Below are 17,081 nucleotides of genomic sequence, written 5' to 3' on the forward strand. Positions count from 1 at the left end.
TCTTAGCACGAGGTCAGGCGACTGCCTGCATCTGGGTGGTCATGGCGATCTCGGCGCGGCGACGTTTCTCCGCCTTGGCCATCAGATACCAGCTGCCGAAGGTGAACAACGACACCGACAGCAGGATCAGGCTGGCCACCGCGTTGATCTCGGGTTTCACCCCGAGTCGCACCGCCGAGAAGACCTCCATCGGCAGGGTGGTCGAGCCCGGGCCGGAGACGAAGCTCGCCAGCACCAGGTCATCCAGCGACAGGGCAAACGACATCATGCCGCCCGCCGCCAGCGAGGGGGCGATCATCGGGATGGTGATCAGGAAGAACACCTTCCAGGGCTTGGCCCCCAGATCCATGGCAGCCTCCTCGATGGAGAGATCCAGCTCCCGCAGGCGGGCCGACACCACGATCGCCACATAGGCAGTACAGAAGGTGGTGTGCGCGATCCAGATGGTCACCATGCCCCGCTCGGCGGGCCAGCCCACCAGCTGGGCCATGGCTACGAACAGCAGCAGCAGGGAGAGACCGGTGATCACCTCGGGCATCACCAGCGGCGCCGTCACCATACCGCCGAACAGGGTCCGGCCACGGAAGTGCGGGATCCGGGTCAGCACGAAGGCCGCCACCGTCCCCAGTGCCACCGCCGCGATGGCGGTATAGAAGGCGATCTCCAGCGAACGCAGTACCGAACCTATCAACTGCTTGTTGTCGAGCAGGCCGAAATACCACTTCAGCGACCAGCCACCCCATACAGTCACCAGCTTGGAGGCGTTGAAGGAGTAGATCACCATGATGATCATCGGCAGGTAGATGAACAGCAGCCCCAGCCACAGCATCAGCTTGGCAAAACCAAAGCGCCTCATACTTTACCCTCCAGCTCTTTGGCCTGGTTGCGGTTGAACAGGATGATCGGAATGATCAGCACCGCCAGCATCACCACCGCCAGGGCGGACGCCACCGGCCAGTCACGGTTGTTGAAGAACTCCTGCCACAGCACCTTGCCGATCATCAGGGTCTCGGGGCCGCCCAGCAGCTCCGGAATGACGAACTCGCCCACCACCGGGATGAACACCAGCATGCAGCCAGCGATGATGCCGTTCTTGGAGAGCGGCACCGTGATCTGCCAGAACCGTGTCAGGTTGCGGGCGCCGAGGTCGGAGGCCGCCTCCAGCAGGCTCTGGTCGTGCTTGACCAGGTTGGCGTAGAGCGGCAGCACCATGAACGGCAGGTAGGAGTAAACGATGCCGATGTAGACCGCCAGGTTGGTGTTGAGGATCTGCAGCGGCTCGTTGATGAGGCCGATGCCCATCAACAGGCTGTTGAGCAGGCCGTTGTTGCTGAGAATACCCATCCAGGCGTAGACCCGGATCAGGATCGCGGTCCAGGTCGGCATCATGATGAGCAACAGCAGAACGGTCTGGGTCTCCTTGTTGGCCCGGGCGATGGAATAGGCCATCGGATAGCCGATCAGCAGACAGAGCACAGTGCTGATGAAAGCCATCTTGAGGGAGCCGAGATAGGCCGCGATATAGAGCTCATCTTCCTGCAGCAGCAGGTAGTTGCCCATGTGCAGCAAGATGGTGAGCTGATCGTCGGCCCAGCTCACCACGTCGGTGTAGGGCGGGATCGCCACGTCCGCTTCGGCAAAGCTGATCTTCACCACTATGATGAAGGGCAGCAGGAAGAACAGGAACAGCCAGAAGAACGGGATGCCGATCACCAGCTGCCGCCCCCCCAGTGCCTTCAGTCGTCTCAATGCCATCATGATTGCAGCACCACGCCGCTGTCATCTTCCCAGTAGAGGAACACCTGGTCATCCCAGGTCGGCCGCTTGCCGTGGCGTTCGGCGTTGGCGATGAAAGCCTGAACGATTTTGCCCGAAGGCAACTGGATGTGATAAACCGAATGACCGCCCAGATAGGCGATGTCATAGACTTCGCCCTTGGTCCAGTTGAAGTCCGGATGCTCGATCTCCACCGGCTTTTGCAGGCTCATCAGCAGTTTTTCCGGCCGCAGGGCGTAGGTGACCTTCTTGTTCTCGGCGCGGGAGCTGATGCCGTGGCCCACATAGATGGGCTGCTCCAGATCGGCGCAGGCGATGGTGGCGTGGTCCTGCTCATCCTCCACCAGCAGGCCGTCGAACAGGTTGACGTTGCCGATGAACTCGCACACCAGCCGGCTGGCCGGGGTTTCGTAGATGTCCATCGGGCTGCCGATCTGTTCGATGCAGCCAAGGTGCATGATGGCGATCCGCTCGGCCATGGTCATCGCCTCTTCCTGGTCGTGGGTCACCATGACGCAGGTTACCCCGACCCGTTCGATGATCTCGACCAGCTCGAGCTGCATCTGGGAACGCAGCTTCTTGTCCAGCGCCCCCATGGGCTCATCCAGCAACAGCAGCTTGGGTCGCTTGGCCAGCGAGCGCGCCAGCGCCACCCGCTGGCGCTGGCCACCGGAGAGCTGATGGGGCTTGCGGCGGGCATACTGGGTCATCTGCACCAGCTTGAGCATCTCCTCCACCCGGGCATCGACCTCCGCCTTGGGCAGGCCATCCTGCTTGAGGCCGAAGGCGATGTTCTGCGCCACCGTCATGTGGGGGAACAGGGCGTAGGACTGGAACATCATGTTGATGGGGCGTTCATAGGGCGGCATGTCGGTGATGTCGACCCCGTCGAGAAACAAGCGTCCCTCGGTGGGACGCTCGAACCCCGCCAGCATCCGCAGCAGGGTCGACTTGCCGGAGCCGGACCCGCCCAGCAGGGCGAAGATCTCGCCCTTGTGGATGTTGAGGGACACGTTGTCGACCGCCAGCGTTTCATCGAACTGCTTGCTTACCCTGTCTATCTTGACCAGCACTTCTTTGCGTTGCTGGCTGCCCTCGAGGGCTTTCTTGTAGGCACTGGAGGCTATCGCCATTACCAAACTCCCAAAGGTAATACCGGCCGGGGCCGATCCATAAAACAGTCTGGCGCCCCGGGATGGGCGCCAAGGTTAGGTTCCGGACTTGATCTTGGTCCAACTCCGGGTGATCAGGCGCTGCACCGCGCGGGGATGTGCCTGCTGCACATACAGCCGCTCCAGCACCGCCTGGGGTGGGTAGACGGACTCGTCATTGCGCACGTGCTCCTCCATGAACTCCCCCGCCTTGGCGTTGGGGTTCGCGTAGCCCACGTGATTGCTGATCTGGGCAATCACCTCGGGCTGCAGCACATAGTTGATGAGGGCATGCGCCTCTTTCACGTTGGTGGCATCGGCCGGGATCGCCATCATGTCGAACCAGAGGTTGCCCCCCTCCTTCGGTATGCTGTAGGCGATCTTGATCCCCTTGCCGGCTTCGTCGGCACGGGCCGCCGCCTGCAGGATGTCGCCGGAGAAACCGGCCGCCACGCAGATGTCGCCGTTGGCGAGATCGCCGATGTACTTGGAGGAGTGGAAATAGGCCACGTAGGGACGCACCTTGAGCAGCTGCTCCTCGGCGCGCTTGAGATCCGCCGGATCCTGGCTGTTGGGGTTGAGCCCCAGATAGTTGAGCGCCGCCGGGATCATCTCGTCGGCCGAGTCGAGGAAGGCGACCCCGCAACGGGCCAGTTTCTGCATGTTTTCCGGTTCGAAGATCACGGCCCAGGAGTCAATCTTGTCGACCCCCAGCACGGCCTTGACCTTGTCGATGTTGTAACCGATGCCGTTGGTACCCCACAGATAGGGCACGGCGTACTGATGACCCGGATCCACCTTGTCGAGCTGCTTGAGCAGCACGGGATCCAGGTTGGTCAGATTGGGCAGCAGGGCGGGATCCAGCTTCTGGAAGGCCCCCGCCTTGATCTGTTTGGCCAGGAAATTGTTGGAGGGCACCACCAGATCGTAACCGGTGCGTCCGGTCAGCAGCTTGCCTTCGAGGGTTTCGTTGGAATCAAACACGTCATAGACGGTCTGGATCCCGGTCGCCCGCTGAAAGTCGCTGAGGGTGGTCTCGCCGATATAGTCGGACCAGTTGTAAAAGTGGACCACAGGGGCTGCCTGAGCCACATTTGCCAACCCCAGAGCCAGGGCCATCGTCACTATCTTGGTTGTGTGCACTTACTCAGTCCTCTTAATGTGTGATTTGCCAGTCGCGCATCCTTACGCGCCGTCCAACCTGTCGGGTGGGTCACCTCCCTCCCGGCCGAACTGCGGACCGGGAGGGGCACTCGTCACTTACTTGCCTGACTTGATCTTGGTCCAGCTACGCGTCATCAGACGCTGCACCTTGGCCGGCAGATCCGGGAAGGTGTAGATCTTGGCCAGCGTCTCGTCGCTCGGGTAGATGCCCGGATCGTTGCGGATCTTCTCGGACACCAGCGGCACGGAGGCCTTGTTGCCGCTCGGGTAGCTGACGGCGTCGGAGATCTTGGCGATCACCTCCGGCTTCATCAGGTAGTTCAGGAATACATGGGCCGCTTCCACGTTCTTGGCATCGGCCGGGATGGCCAGCATGTCGAAGAAGCTGCCAGCCCCCTCTTTCGGGATCACGTAGGTCAGGTTGACGCCGTTCTTGGCCTCGATCGCCCGTGACTTGGACTGCTGCAAGTCACCGGAGTAACCGACCGCCACGCACAGGTTGCCGTTGGCCAGATCCGAAATGTATTTGGAGGAGTGGAAGTAGGCGGTATAGGGACGGATGGAGAGGAACAGCTCCTCCGCCTTCTTCAGCTCGTCCGGCTTCTGGCTGTCCGGCTTGAAGCCCAGGTATTGCAGGGCGGCCGGCAGCATTTCGGTCGGCGAGTCGAGGAAGGAGACACCGCACTCCTTCAACTTGGCCATGTTTTCCGGTTTGAACACCAGATCCCAGGAATCCACCGGCGCCTTGTCACCCAGCACGGCTTTCACCTTCTCCGGGTTGTAGGCATAACCGATGGTGCCCCACAGGTAAGGAATGGAGTACTGGTTACCCGGGTCGCTCGGTTCGAGCGCCTTGAGCAACGAGGTATCCAGGTTTTGCCAGTTGGAGAGCTTGGACTTGTCCAGCTTCTGGAACACGCCCGCCTTGATCTGCTTGGCCAGGAAGGGGTTGGACGGCACGACGATGTCATAGCCCGAACTGCCGGCCAGCAACTTGGCTTCCAGCACCTCGTTGCTGTCGAACACGTCGTAGACCACCTTGATGCCCGTCTCTTTCTGGAAGTCTTCCAGCGTGTTTGGCGCGATATAATCGCTCCAGTTGTAGACGTGCAACACCTTGTCCTCGGCCATCGCCCCGGTACTCATCATGACCAGTGCCACAGAGGCTGCAATCATTCCCGTTTTGAAAGACATCGTCCTTGTCTCCTAAGCAAATTGTATGCGCAAGCCAACCTGCCCGGCGCCCGCCTATCCCCGCAGCTTTGCCGCCGTCAGATCGAGACTGAGCCTGGCCAGATTGACCAATTCATCCACCTGTTCCTCGGTGATCACCAAGGGGGGCGATATGATCATGGTATCGCCGACAGCCCTCATCACCAAGCCATTGTTAAAGCAGAACTCCCGACAGGTCATACCGGCCTGCAGCCCAGCCGGGAAGCGGCTGTTGGTCTGCTTGTCCTGCACTATTTCCAGCGCGGCCACCAGGCCTTTGCCACGGGTTTCGCCCACCAGCGGATGGTCCGCCAGCTCTGCCCAGCGGCGCTGCAAATAGGGGCCGATGGTATCATGAACTCGCTTAACTATGCTTTCGTTTTGCATAAGCGTAATGTTGGCAATCGCCACGGCGCAGGCCACCGGATGACCGGAGTAGGTGAAGCCGTGGTTGAACTCGCCCCCCTCTTCCACCAGCACCTTGGCGACCCTGTCCCCCACCATCACGGCCCCCATCGGCAGATAGCCGGAGGTGATGCCCTTGGCCAGGCACATGAGATCCGGCTTGATGCCGAAGCCTTCGCTGGCGAACCAGTGACCGGTACGGCCAAAGCCGCAGATCACCTCGTCGGCGATCAGCAGGATGCCGTACTTGTCGCAGATGCGCTGGATCTCCGGCCAGTAGCTGTCGGGCGGGATGATGACACCGCCGGCGCCCTGGATTGGCTCGCCGATGAAGGCGGCCACCTGGTCCACCCCCAGCGCCAGAATCTTCTCCTCCAGCTGACGGGCACGGGCCAGCCCGAATTCGTGGGCGCTCATCCCCTGCCCCTCGCCAAAGTGATAGGGCTGATCGATGTGCACAATACCGGGGATCGGCAGCCCGCCCTGGGCGTGCATCCCCTTCATGCCGCCCAGGCTGGCGCCCGCCACGGTGGAGCCGTGGTAGGCGTTGTGGCGGCTGATGATCACCTGCTTGTCTGGCTGCCCCTTGCTGGCCCAGTAGTGGCGCACCATGCGCAGCACGGTATCGTTGCACTCGGAGCCCGAACCGGTGAAGAAGACGTGGTTGAGGTGCGGCGGCGTGATCTCGGCCAGCAGGGTCGCCAGCTCGGCAGCGGGCGGGTGGCTGGTCTGGAAGAAGAGGTTGTAATAGGGCAGTTGCTGCATCTGGCGGGTGGCGGCGTCCACCAGCTCCTGCCGGCCATAGCCCAGGTTGACGCACCACAGGCCGGCCATGCCGTCCAGAATGCGCTTGCCTTCGGAGTCTTCCAGATAGACGCCCTCGGCCCGGGTGATGATGCGGCTGCCTTTCTTGTTCAGTGCCTGAAAATCGGTAAACGGATGCAGGTGATGGCTGGCTTCCAGTTGCTGCCACTCACGGGTGGTATGCTGCATTGCTTGCTCCTCGGTTCCTTCGATTTAAGCGATGTTTGTTGGTCAGTTGAGGAGGGGCAGACAACTCCCCCGGTCACGGTGATGCACCGGGTCTCGTGCAGTGCCTGCTCCCCAACTGTCTCGATTCATGCGGGAGGGGCCGGCGGCCCCTCCGGGCAGGGTGATGCGCGACCGGCGCGCATCCGGGTCACACGTTCAGCAGCAGGAACTCCCGTTCCCAGCGGCTGATCACCCCGAAGTAGGTCTCATATTCCTTACGTTTGACCGCTACGAAGGCGCGGGTAAAGCGCTCGCCCAGCATCTCCTTGATGGGGTCGCACTGTTCCAGGTGGCTCAACGCCTCCTCCAGCGAGCGGGGCAGGCTGTAGGGCAGCTCATAGGCGCTCGACTTCATCTCCGGCAGCGGCTCCAGCTTCTCCATCATGCCGAGGTAGCCGCAGGCCAGGGTGGCGGCCAGCGCCAGATAGGGGTTGGCATCGGCGCCGGCGAAGCGGTTCTCCACCCGACGGGCACTGGCTTCGGAGAAGGGCACCCGCAGCCCGCAGGTGCGGTTCTCCACCCCCCACTGCACGTTGCGCGGCGCGCTCTCGCCAAAGGTGAGGCGGCGGTAGGAGTTGACGTTGGGGGCCAGCAGCGCGGTCACCGCCGGCGTGTATTTCTGCAGGCCGGCGATGAAGTGCATGAACAGCTCGGAGTGGCCACCGTTCTCGGTGCCGAACAGGTTGCGGCCATTTACATCTTCCAGACTCTGGTGAATGTGCATGGCGGAGCCGGGCTCGTCGCTCATCGGCTTGGCCATGAAGGTGGCGTAAATCCCGTGGCGGTGGGCCGCTTCCCGCATGGTGCGCTTGAACAGGAACACCTGATCCGCCAGATCGACAGCGTCGCCGTGCAGGAAGTTGATCTCCATCTGGGCAGCGCCGGACTCGTGGATCAGGGTGTCCACCTCCAGCTCCTGCGCCTCGCAGTAGTCGTACATGTCTTCAAAGATGGGGTCGAATTCGTTGACCGCGTCGATGCTGAACGATTGGCGGGCCGTCTCGGGGCGGCCGTTGCGCCCTACCGGCGGCACCAGCGGATAGTCGGGGTCTTCGTTGCGCTTGACCAGGTAGAATTCCAGCTCGGGGGCCACCACCGGCTTCCAGCCCTGCTTCTCGTAAAATGACAGGACCCGACGCAGCACGGAGCGCGGCGCGATGTCGATCAGCTTGCCATTGATGTCGAAACAGTCGTGGATCACCTGGGCGGTCGGCTCCAGCGCCCAGGGTACGAAACGAATGGTGTTGGGATCGGGATAGAGCTGCATGTCCCGCTCCAGCGGGTCGATCATGCTGTCGTCATCCGGATACTCGCCGGTCACCGTCTGGGTGAAGATGACCTCGGGCAGGCGCATGCCCCCCTCGCGCAGAAACTTGTTGGCTGGAATGATCTTGCCTCGGGCATTGCCGGTGAAATCCGGAAACAGGCACTCCACTTCCGTGATGCGATTGCTCTCCATCCAGCCCTTGATACTGTCCATGTTAAACCCCGACTCTACGGTTGCCATTGGCAAGGGTGTCTAATATATGGAACACCCTTGTTATCAAATTGTAATCAACACCACCATAAAAGCCCGCCATCAGGGGCAATGTCAAGCGGTGGTGTTTAAAAAACTATAAATAACGGCGCATATAATGACCATCGCGGGAACAAATACTAAACACCCTGGCGTGGTAACGACCCACTGCAAGCCCGGTGCCAACAAGCTTGCAGGATCCCCCATGTTCTCAGTCAGCCCCTGTCTGAATCGGGTCATTTTTTTGCAAGGGCGCACAATACTTGTCCTCTTTGCTTTGCATGCCTGCATTTTTTTGGTACAAGGCCCGCCCTGATTTGCACTCTCCTGCTTGGATTTGGTGCAAATTCAGGACACAGGGCTTGGTCTGCAGGCAGACAGCCCCCATAAACAGGGATAATTGGGTTAGTAAACTGACTGGTAGTAAATCGTATGTGTGATTTCATGACTGAAGACCAACTGGCCTTTTACAAGGGACAGATCGAGCGCCAGATCCTCGAACTCGAAGATCGCCTCAACTCCCAGGCCAGCCAGGCCATCGCCACCGATACCAACGAGATGGCTGATGAAATTGACCGTGCCAGCATCGAGGAAGCCCGTCGTCTGGAGCTGAACCGCATCGAGCATGACAAGCTGCATCTGCGCAAGCTGCGTGGTGCCCTCAAGCGCATCAGCGAAGGGGATTTCGGTTACTGCGAATCCTGCGGTGACGAGATCTCCCTCAAGCGGCTGCAGGCTCGTCCCGAGTCCCGCTTCTGCGTTGAATGCCAGAGCACCAAGGAGTTCAACGATACCCACGTGTATCGTCGCGTCGCCTGACGCCTCGCTGCCTCCTCACATTCGTGCGGCGAGCGTTGCCAGCGGGGTGGGCATGCAGGTGACAATGAGGACACCAGGCTGCTCACCCTGGCGGATCACGGCTACGCAGCAAGAGAGTGACAAGTTCTGTTAGACTCCGGGCAAGCCCGGAATCTACAGGAGAGCAGAGAGTGAAATGGTTCCTCAAACTGTGCTTGTGTCTGCCGTTGCTGGCACAAGCACAGACCCTCACGGTCAAGGTTCCCAGCCGGCCGATCAACGACCTCGATAAAGAGTACCAGCTCAAGCTGCTGGAACTGGCGCTGACCCATGCCGGCCAGCCGTTTCGCATCAAGCAGGTCGAACTCAACCTCAACCAGTACAGCCTGCAGCAACAGCTGAGCAAGGGCCAAACCATCAATGTGTTCTGGATGGGTACCTCCAGCGCCCTCGAATCCTCGCTCATCGCCGTGCCGATCCCGCTGTTTCGCGGTCTGGAAGGGCTGCGGCTCTCCTTCATCCACGCCGATGCCCAGGAGAAGTTCAACCAGATCAACTCGCTGGCCGACCTCAAGCAGCTGAAGGCGGCGCAAGGGGTGGGCTGGGCCGACAACAAGATCCTGGAGAACGCCGGCATCCCCACCTACTCGGGGCGCTACAGCAACCTGTTTCGGCTGATCAACGACGGCGACAAGCTGGACTTCTTCCCGCGCAACCTGGTGGAGATCTTCGCCGAGCGCAGCGAGCTGGTGGCGCAATATCCCAGCCTGGTCATCGATCAGCACCTGCTGATCCGCTACCCCTTCGCCGAGTTCTTCTTCGTCAGCCCGGAATCCCCCAAGCTGGCCAAGGCGATCCAGACCGGGCTTGAGCGGGCCTATGCCGACGGCAGCTTCATGAAGTTCTTTCGGGAGAACCCCAAGATCCGCGAGGCCCTGGCCAGCGCCAATCTCGAGCGGCGGGTCACCATCTCCCTGCCCAATCCCGATATGACACCGTTGCTAAAATCCATTCCGGCCCAATATTGGGAGTATCCCCCGCAGGGATGACGAATCTGCCACCTTAAGGCGGGTGGCACCAGCAGCGCGCCAGGGAGGTGCCATGAAGGGAATCGAGGAGTGGTTTGAACTGTACGGCCAGAGCCACCGGCACCCGGTCAATGTGGCGATCCACAAGCTGGCGGTGCCCGGTATCTATCTCTGCGCCCTGGCCCTGCTCTGGTGCCTGCCGGCCGGGCCGCTGCCGCCGTCGCTCAACTGGGCCGCGCTGGTCGCCATCCCGGTGCTGGCCTTCTACTTGCGGCTGTCGTTTACGCTGTTTGTGGGCATGACGGTGCTGACCGCGCTGGGGCTGGTCATTTGCCACAGCTGGCAAGGCACCTTGCTGTGGCCGGCGCTGGCCGGGTTCGTGCTGCTCTGGATAGCCCAGTTCGTCGGCCACAAGATCGAGGGCAAGCGCCCCTCCTTCCTCGCCGACCTGCAGTTTTTGCTGATCGGCCCCGCCTGGGTGCTGGCCAGCCTCTATCGTCGTTTGGGCATTCCCTACTGAGGGAAGCCAACAGGAGAGACCATGAGACATCCTCAGATCCTTGCTCGCGCCCTGCCACTGCTGCTGGGCGCACTGATTGCCGGCCCGGCGCTGGCCGACAAGGCCGACCCGGTCGGCGAGGTGAGCACCGCCTTCAAGCTGTTTGGCCCCAACCACAAGATCCTGGTGGAGGCGTTCGACGACCCGCGCATCGACGGCGTCGCCTGCTATCTGGCGCGCCCCAAGACCGGCGGCGTCAAGGGCGGACTCGGGCTGGCGGAAGATCCCTCCCACGCCTCCCTCTCGTGCCACCAGATTGGCCCCATCACCCTGCCCGCCAAGCTGAAGGCGGGGGAAGAGGTGTTCGACGTCAGCACCTCGCTGGTGTTCAAGGAGCAGAAAGTGGTGCGCTTTTACGATCAAAAGCGCAACGCGCTGGTCTATCTGACTTACAGCACCAAGCTGGTGGATGGTTCTTACAAGAGTGCGGTCAGCGCCGTGCCCATCATGCCGTGGGGCTGAATTCCCACCATTTATCCCGTGATGACGACCCATATTTGTTGTAATTTAACTACATCATTATCTGCGGAGAGCGCACCATGAGAGTCGCCGTTTTCAGTACCAAGAGCTACGACAAAGAGCACTTCAATCAGGCCAACAGCCAGTACGGTTATGAACTGGAGTTCTTCGACGTGCGGCTGGAGGCCAAGACTGCCCGGCTGGCCCACGGCTTCCCCGTGGTGTGCCTGTTCGTCAACGACGATGCCGACCGCGAGGTGCTGACCGAGCTGGCAGCCAACGGCACCAAGGTGATCGCCCTGCGCTGCGCCGGCTACAACAACGTGGATCTGTCCGCCGCCAAGGAGCTGGGGCTGAAGGTGGTGCGAGTGCCCGCCTACTCCCCGGAAGCGGTCGCCGAGCACGCGGTGGGCCTGATGATGACCCTCAACCGTCGCATCCACAAAGCCTATCAGCGCACCCGTGACGCCAACTTCTCGCTGGAGGGGCTGGTCGGCTTCAACATGCACGGTCGCACCGCCGGCATCATCGGTACCGGCAAGATCGGCATCGCCACCCTGCGCATCCTCAAGGGCTTCGGCATGCGCCTGCTGGTGAGCGATCCCTATCCGAACCAGGCGGCCATCGATCTCGGTGCCGAGTACGTGGATCTCGATACCCTGTTCCGTCAGTCCGATGTCATCAGCCTGCACTGCCCGCTGTTCAAGGAGAACTACCACCTGCTGAACAAGGAGGCGTTCGCCAAGATGAAGGACGGGGTGATGATCATCAACACCAGCCGGGGCGGTCTGCTCGACTCCAACGCCGCCATCGAGGCGCTCAAGACCGCCCGCATCGGCGCGCTGGGGCTGGACGTCTACGAGGAAGAAGAAGATCTCTTCTTCGCCGACAAGTCCAACGAGGTGATCACCGATGACGTGTTCCGCCGCCTGTCGGCCTGCCACAACGTGCTGTTCACCGGTCACCAGGCCTTCCTGACCCGCGAGGCGCTGCACGCCATCGCCGACACCACCCTCAGCAACATCCGCGCCATCGACAGCCAGGGGCGCTGCGACAACGAGGTGGAGTAAACCACCGCGCAATAAGCGAGGCGCCGGGTTGTGAGACCCGGCGCCTTCGGGTAGGCTACCAGCCCTTTTTTGCTCAGGAGTCTGGCTGCCCATGTTTATCGGATTTGATTACGGTACCTCCAACTGTGCCGTCGCCGTGATGGAACAAGGCAGCCCCAGGCTGCTGAACCTGAGCGGTGCCCACTACCTTCCCTCCACCCTGCACGCGCCCCACCGGGATGCCATCGCCGGCCTGCTGGCCGAAGGGCTGGCACCCGCCCAACAGAGCGAGTACCTCAAGCTGCGCGGCCCCGTGGTCACCCGAGCCCAGGCGGTACGCCGCCAGATGCGCGAAGAGGGGCTGATCGACGAGCTCAGCTTTGGCGCCGCGGCGCTGGGGCGCTATCTGGAAGAGCCGGACGACGGCTACTACCTCAAGTCGCCGAAATCCTTCCTCGGCGCCTACGGCCTCAAGGCACCGCAGATCGCCCTGTTCGAAGACATCGTCTGCGCCATGATGCTGCACGTGCGCCGCGAGGCGGAGCAGCAGCTCGGCGCGCCGATCCGCCGGGCCGTGGTCGGCCGCCCGGTCAACTTCCAGGGGCTGGCGGGGGAAGAGAGCAATCGTCAGGCCATCGCCATCCTGAGCGAGGCGGCCCGCCTCGCCGGGTTCGAACAGGTAGAGTTTCTCTATGAACCGGTGGCGGCCGGCTTCGAATTCGAGGCCCGCCTCACCGAAGACGCCGTGGTGCTGGTGGTGGATATCGGCGGCGGCACCACCGACTGCTCGGTGCTGCGGATGGGCCCAAGCCACCGCGACCGGCTCGATCGCGACGGCGATCTGCTCGGCCACAGCGGCCAGCGGATCGGCGGCAACGACTTCGACATCCGCCTGACGGTGGAGGGCATGATGCCGCTGCTCGGCATGCACGAGACCCTCAAGACCGGCAAGCCGCTCCCCCACCCGCTGTTTTGGGATGCCGCCGCCATCAACGACGTCAGCGCCCAGAGCCGCTTCTACAGTCTGGAGACCGCCCGCCAGCTGCAGGATCTGCAGCTCGACAGCCAGCCCGGCAGCAAGCTGGGCCGCCTCGCCAGCCTGCGCGCTCACAAGCTGAGCCACCAGCTGGTGTGGCGTGCCGAGCAGGGCAAGATCGCCCTCTCGACGCAGGAATCCAATCACCAATCGCTGAGCGAGTTGGAAAAAGGGCTGGAGGCGGAGCTGACCCGCGAACAGCTGGCCAACGCCTCTGCCCTGCTGCTGGAGAAAATTGGCGAGCTGATGGATGAAGCCATCGCCGCCGCCGGCGTCCAGCCGGATCGGGTCTTCATCACCGGCGGCAGCGCCCGCTCCCCGCTGATCCAGGCCTTCATCCGCCAGAAGCTGCCTCAGGTGCCGCTGGAAGGGGGTGATGACTTCGGCTCCGTCGCCTCCGGTCTGGCCCGTTACGCCGAGCGGCTGTTTGGCAGCGGTCAACCCACCCCGATCTGACCCAACTGCAGCCAGGCATGGGGGCTGTGTTGCCATTTAACGACACAGGCCCCACCCACAGGGCGACAGAAGCAGTCGGGGGCACTCCCCCTCGCCCTGCCTGAGGGCGCGCACAGAGGGTATGCTTGTCACTCCCACTACCGGAGCCCTTTCATGCCCAGATTCTTGCTACTGCTGCTCGCCCTGCTTCTGCTCAGCGCCTGCAGCAGTACTCCCCGCTTCGCCTCGCAAGACCTGCAGCACCACCACTGGGTGCTCGACAAGCTGGATGGCCAGCCCGTTGCCGCGCCGCGAGACAATCCGCCCGATTTCGAGATAGGTGAGCACTTCACCGTCAACGGCATCGCCGGTTGCAATCGCTACTTCGGTCAGGGCCACCTCGAGGGGAACAAGTTCTGGGTGACCAGTCTGGGCAGCACCGAGATGGCCTGTCTGGCCCCGCTCGATGCCGTGGAGCAGGCGGTACTGACCACCCTCACCGAAGGGGCCACCCTGGACGGCACCACCCAGACCCTGATCCTGCAGGGCAAACGGCATCGTTTGGAATACACCCTGCGCGACTGGGTGCTCTAGGGCTCACAAACCGGCATCACAAACAGGAACATGTGCCCCGCCTGTGGCACAATATGAGGCAGTGCTCGCAATGGAGGCTGCCTCAGCCATGTCGATGGACCGTCTGTTTGACAAGATCAAACAACTCCCCACTATCCCGCAACTGCTGCATGAGTTGATGCAGAGCTTCAGCGATGAAAATGCCCGCATCGACGAGATTGCGGCCAAGATCGCCATGGACCAGGTGATCAGCGTCAAGGTGCTGCGAATGGCCAACTCGGCCGCCCTGCGCCGCGGCAACGAAGTCACCTCCATCGAACAGGCGGTGATCCGCCTCGGTTTCAACCGGCTGCGATCTGTGGTGGTCGCCTCCGGCATCATCGGCAGCTTCAAAGCACCTCCCAGCTTCGACAAGAACAAGTTCTGGACCGAGACCTTCCAGGTCGCCACCATCGCCAAGACCCTGGCCCAGGAGGCCAAGGTGCTCGACCCAGAAACCGCCTTTACCTGCGCCCTCATTCACAACATCGGCGAACTGCTGATCCAGAGCACATTGCCGGAAGAGGCGGAGCTCATCAGTCTGGCGATCCAGAAGGGGAGCAGCCGGGTCGAGGCCCAGCGCGAGATGCTGGGCTACGACTATGCCCAGCTCGGCGCCGAGCTGGCACGGCGCTGGAACCTCTCCGAGGCCTTCGTCGATGCCATCTCCCAGCAGCTGGATCCCCTCTCCCACGACCCGGTCAGCAAGGAGGCGGTGTTGATCCGCCTGGCGGTCTTCATCTCCTTCGCCTGGAACGCGGGAGTGCCGGCCCAGGCCATCATCGCCCGCTTTCCCAAGCCACTGGCCGACCAGCTGGGGCTGGATCCCAAGTCGCTCGCAGGCCAGCTCGAAACCTTGCATGAACAGGGCAATGCCCTCGCCGATCTTCTGACTCAATAAGCATCATGACCCATCCATTTCTGTTTCATCCCCAGGTGGCGCCCTGGTTCAAAGAGAGCGCCGATGCCCTGCAACTGACCCTGTTCAGCGAGCTGGATGCCCCGATCCGTGAGGTATGGCTGCGCCATGAGCCGGACAACGAGGAGTACCTGATCCCGATGACGGCGGTCTCCACCCGTGACCGGCTGCAGGTATGGCAGGCGACCCTGCCGCTCATCAAGGGGCAGGACATTCACCTCTACTGCTTCAAGTGTCTGACCGATGAGGAGCAGTGGTGGCTGCACGGGGCCGGCGTCAGCGCCGCCATGCCGCCGCGCGAGCAACATTTTCGCTTCAACAGCCTGCACCAGCCACCAGCCTGGGTGCAGGACCAGGTGTTCTACCAGATTTTCCCCGATCGCTTCTGCAACGGCGATCCGTCGCTCAGCGTCAAGCATCACGAGTACGAGTATCGCGGCAAGGCGGTGATCAGCAAGGTGTGGGGCGAGCCGGTCAGCCGCCACGAAGAGGGCCACGGCGCCTGCGAATTCTACGGCGGCGACCTGGCGGGCATCGATGCCAAGCTGCACTACCTGCAATCCCTCGGGGTGACGGCGCTCTATCTCAACCCCATCTTCGATTCGCCGAGCAACCACAAGTACGACACCCAGGACTACTTCAAGGTGGATGCCCACCTCGGCAGCAACGAGCAGTTCGCCGAGCTGACCCGCAACCTGCACCAGCGCGGCATGAAGATCATTCTGGATGCAGTGGTCAATCACACCTCGACCGAACACCCCTGGTTCTGCCCGCCGCTCGGTGCCCAGCGCAACCCGGACTCACCGTGGCGCAGCTTCTACACCTTTGACAACGAGGGGGATTACGTCAGCTGGAAAGGCATCCGCAGCCTGCCCAAGCTCGACTTCTCCAGCGAACAGGTGCAGGACGCCGTCTATCGCGCCGACGACGCCATTCTGCGTTACTGGATGCGTGCCCCCTACCAGATCGACGGCTGGCGCTTCGACGTCATCCACATGCTGGGGGAGCGCGGCACTGCCGAGGGCAACCGCGGCCACGTGCGCGCCATTCGCGGCGCGGTGAAGCAGGAGAATCCGGACGCCTACGTGCTGGGCGAGCACTTCTTCGAGGCGAGCCAGTGGCTGCAGGGAGATCAGGAGGACGGCGCCATGAACTACTACGGCTTCGCCCATCCGATCCGCGCCTTCCTGGCGGGCCAGGACATCGCCTACCACCCCATCAAGATCAGCGCCGAAGAGCTGGATCGCTGGCTCAAGCTGGCGCGGGCCCACATTCCGTTCAAGAACCAGCTGGCCCAGTTCAACCTGCTGGACAGCCACGACACCGCCCGTTTCCTCCACCTGCTGGGGGAGGACAAGCAGCGGATGCGGCTCGCAGCCACCCTGCTGCTCACCTACATCGGCGTGCCCTCCATCTACTACGGCGATGAAGTGGGGCTCTCTGGCGGCAACGATCCGGACTGCCGCCGCTGCTTCCCGTGGGAGACCACCGCCTGGGATCACGTGCTGCACGACCACTACCGCCGGTTGATCCAGATCCGCCGGCAGCGTCCGGCCCTGCGCCGCGGCGACATCCAGACCCTCTATGCCGGCCCGCACAGCTATGTGTTTGCCCGTACCCTGCAAAGCGATCAGGTGGTGGTAGCCTGCAACCGTCATCCCAGCGAGCCGCGCACCATCAGCCTGCCCCTGTGGCAGACCGCCAGCCCGGCCAGCCGCTTCACCGATGCCTTCAACGGCGACAAATTCGAAGTAGTGCAGGGCGAGGTGCAGCTCACCATCCCCGCCAACTCGGCCAGAGTGTTGCTCTCCAGCTAGGCGTCAAAAAAGCGGAACCCTGTGTTCCGCTTTTTGTTAAAGCCCCCGAGATCGCATAAAGTTGTTTGAGCTGGGTTGGATTTCTCTATGAATCATCTAGTTAGTTCACTCAG

At 62.1% G+C, this 17,081-nt stretch carries 16 protein-coding genes; 9 read left to right on the forward strand and 7 right to left on the reverse strand.

Annotated elements, in window-relative coordinates; translation table 11 throughout:
* Nucleotides 1–13 precede the first annotated feature (13 nt).
* The 7 genes from PG900_RS17185 to PG900_RS17215 form a co-directional block, all read right to left on the reverse strand.
* Complete coding sequence (locus tag PG900_RS17185; protein ID WP_011707793.1) at nt 14–856, reverse strand: ABC transporter permease subunit; 843 nt, start codon at nt 854–856, stop codon at nt 14–16.
* Entirely contained in the window at nt 853–1,758 is a 906-nt protein-coding gene (locus tag PG900_RS17190) for an ABC transporter permease subunit (RefSeq protein WP_017409743.1), read from the reverse strand. The genes PG900_RS17185 and PG900_RS17190 overlap by 4 nt, the downstream gene beginning before the upstream one ends.
* Nucleotides 1,755–2,909 carry a polyamine ABC transporter ATP-binding protein gene (potA, locus tag PG900_RS17195; protein WP_011707795.1) on the reverse strand — a complete coding sequence of 385 codons (1,155 nt, stop codon included), beginning with the start codon at nt 2,907–2,909 and terminating at the stop codon, nt 1,755–1,757. The genes PG900_RS17190 and potA overlap by 4 nt, the downstream gene beginning before the upstream one ends.
* Nucleotides 2,910–2,984: 75 nt before the next feature.
* On the reverse strand, nt 2,985–4,046 hold the full coding sequence (locus PG900_RS17200; RefSeq protein ID WP_230581678.1) for a polyamine ABC transporter substrate-binding protein: 1,062 nt from the start codon (nt 4,044–4,046) through the stop codon (nt 2,985–2,987).
* A gap of 141 nt (nt 4,047–4,187) precedes the next feature.
* Nucleotides 4,188–5,285: a polyamine ABC transporter substrate-binding protein gene (locus tag PG900_RS17205; RefSeq protein ID WP_016352333.1), complete on the reverse strand. Its 1,098-nt coding sequence runs from the start codon at nt 5,283–5,285 to the stop codon at nt 4,188–4,190.
* Between the two features lie 54 nt (nt 5,286–5,339).
* The gene (locus tag PG900_RS17210; RefSeq protein ID WP_011707798.1) at nt 5,340–6,701 is read right to left on the reverse strand and encodes an aspartate aminotransferase family protein; all 1,362 of its coding nucleotides are present in this window, start codon (nt 6,699–6,701) and stop codon (nt 5,340–5,342) included.
* A 187-nt stretch (nt 6,702–6,888) separates the two neighbouring features.
* Entirely contained in the window at nt 6,889–8,220 is a 1,332-nt protein-coding gene (locus PG900_RS17215; protein WP_011707799.1) for a glutamine synthetase family protein, read from the reverse strand.
* Nucleotides 8,221–8,688: 468 nt separating this feature from the next.
* Between PG900_RS17215 and PG900_RS17220 the strand changes: the two genes are divergently transcribed.
* The 9 genes from PG900_RS17220 (at nt 8,689) to malZ (ending at nt 16,968) form a co-directional block, all read left to right on the forward strand.
* Nucleotides 8,689–9,075, forward strand: a complete 387-nt coding sequence (locus PG900_RS17220) for a TraR/DksA family transcriptional regulator (RefSeq protein ID WP_010635769.1) — start codon at nt 8,689–8,691, stop codon at nt 9,073–9,075.
* Between the two features lie 170 nt (nt 9,076–9,245).
* Nucleotides 9,246–10,103: a hypothetical protein gene (locus PG900_RS17225; protein WP_270831904.1), complete on the forward strand. Its 858-nt coding sequence runs from the start codon at nt 9,246–9,248 to the stop codon at nt 10,101–10,103.
* 52 nt (nt 10,104–10,155) lie between these two features.
* Entirely contained in the window at nt 10,156–10,602 is a 447-nt protein-coding gene (locus tag PG900_RS17230) for an Mpo1 family 2-hydroxy fatty acid dioxygenase (RefSeq protein WP_270831905.1), read from the forward strand.
* A gap of 21 nt (nt 10,603–10,623) precedes the next feature.
* Nucleotides 10,624–11,103: a CreA family protein gene (locus PG900_RS17235; protein ID WP_011707802.1), complete on the forward strand. Its 480-nt coding sequence runs from the start codon at nt 10,624–10,626 to the stop codon at nt 11,101–11,103.
* A gap of 77 nt (nt 11,104–11,180) precedes the next feature.
* Nucleotides 11,181–12,170, forward strand: a complete 990-nt coding sequence (locus PG900_RS17240) for a 2-hydroxyacid dehydrogenase (RefSeq protein ID WP_270831907.1) — start codon at nt 11,181–11,183, stop codon at nt 12,168–12,170.
* 91 nt (nt 12,171–12,261) lie between these two features.
* Nucleotides 12,262–13,641 carry a molecular chaperone gene (yegD, locus tag PG900_RS17245; protein WP_270831908.1) on the forward strand — a complete coding sequence of 460 codons (1,380 nt, stop codon included), beginning with the start codon at nt 12,262–12,264 and terminating at the stop codon, nt 13,639–13,641.
* A gap of 153 nt (nt 13,642–13,794) precedes the next feature.
* The gene (locus PG900_RS17250) at nt 13,795–14,214 is read left to right on the forward strand and encodes an META domain-containing protein (RefSeq protein ID WP_016352339.1); all 420 of its coding nucleotides are present in this window, start codon (nt 13,795–13,797) and stop codon (nt 14,212–14,214) included.
* Between the two features lie 70 nt (nt 14,215–14,284).
* Nucleotides 14,285–15,133 (forward strand): HDOD domain-containing protein, encoded by an 849-nt coding sequence (locus PG900_RS17255; RefSeq protein ID WP_017409738.1) that lies wholly within the window; start codon nt 14,285–14,287, stop codon nt 15,131–15,133.
* A 5-nt stretch (nt 15,134–15,138) separates the two neighbouring features.
* The gene (gene malZ / locus PG900_RS17260) at nt 15,139–16,968 is read left to right on the forward strand and encodes a maltodextrin glucosidase (RefSeq protein WP_270831909.1); all 1,830 of its coding nucleotides are present in this window, start codon (nt 15,139–15,141) and stop codon (nt 16,966–16,968) included.
* Nucleotides 16,969–17,081 lie beyond the last annotated feature (113 nt).

Origin of the sequence: Aeromonas sp. QDB03 (genome assembly GCF_027707985.1) — a bacterium.
GTDB classification, from domain to species: Bacteria; Pseudomonadota; Gammaproteobacteria; order Enterobacterales; family Aeromonadaceae; genus Aeromonas; species Aeromonas hydrophila.

Excerpts from the sequence above, each read along its gene's own strand:
- PG900_RS17240 (WP_270831907.1), top strand. The coding sequence starts at position 11,181 with ATGAGAGTCGCCGTTTTCAGTACCAAGAGCTACGACAAAGAGCACTTC.
- PG900_RS17190 (WP_017409743.1), bottom strand. The coding sequence starts at position 1,758 with ATGATGGCATTGAGACGACTGAAGGCACTGGGGGGGCGGCAGCTGGTG.
- PG900_RS17185 (WP_011707793.1), bottom strand. The coding sequence starts at position 856 with ATGAGGCGCTTTGGTTTTGCCAAGCTGATGCTGTGGCTGGGGCTGCTG.
- PG900_RS17230 (WP_270831905.1), top strand. The coding sequence starts at position 10,156 with ATGAAGGGAATCGAGGAGTGGTTTGAACTGTACGGCCAGAGCCACCGG.
- PG900_RS17200 (WP_230581678.1), bottom strand. The coding sequence starts at position 4,046 with ATGGCCCTGGCTCTGGGGTTGGCAAATGTGGCTCAGGCAGCCCCTGTG.
- PG900_RS17250 (WP_016352339.1), top strand. The coding sequence starts at position 13,795 with ATGCCCAGATTCTTGCTACTGCTGCTCGCCCTGCTTCTGCTCAGCGCC.
- PG900_RS17255 (WP_017409738.1), top strand. The coding sequence starts at position 14,285 with ATGGAGGCTGCCTCAGCCATGTCGATGGACCGTCTGTTTGACAAGATC.
- PG900_RS17220 (WP_010635769.1), top strand. The coding sequence starts at position 8,689 with ATGTGTGATTTCATGACTGAAGACCAACTGGCCTTTTACAAGGGACAG.
- yegD (WP_270831908.1), top strand. The coding sequence starts at position 12,262 with ATGTTTATCGGATTTGATTACGGTACCTCCAACTGTGCCGTCGCCGTG.
- PG900_RS17205 (WP_016352333.1), bottom strand. The coding sequence starts at position 5,285 with ATGTCTTTCAAAACGGGAATGATTGCAGCCTCTGTGGCACTGGTCATG.
- potA (WP_011707795.1), bottom strand. The coding sequence starts at position 2,909 with ATGGCGATAGCCTCCAGTGCCTACAAGAAAGCCCTCGAGGGCAGCCAG.
- PG900_RS17215 (WP_011707799.1), bottom strand. The coding sequence starts at position 8,220 with ATGGACAGTATCAAGGGCTGGATGGAGAGCAATCGCATCACGGAAGTG.
- malZ (WP_270831909.1), top strand. The coding sequence starts at position 15,139 with ATGACCCATCCATTTCTGTTTCATCCCCAGGTGGCGCCCTGGTTCAAA.
- PG900_RS17235 (WP_011707802.1), top strand. The coding sequence starts at position 10,624 with ATGAGACATCCTCAGATCCTTGCTCGCGCCCTGCCACTGCTGCTGGGC.
- PG900_RS17210 (WP_011707798.1), bottom strand. The coding sequence starts at position 6,701 with ATGCAGCATACCACCCGTGAGTGGCAGCAACTGGAAGCCAGCCATCAC.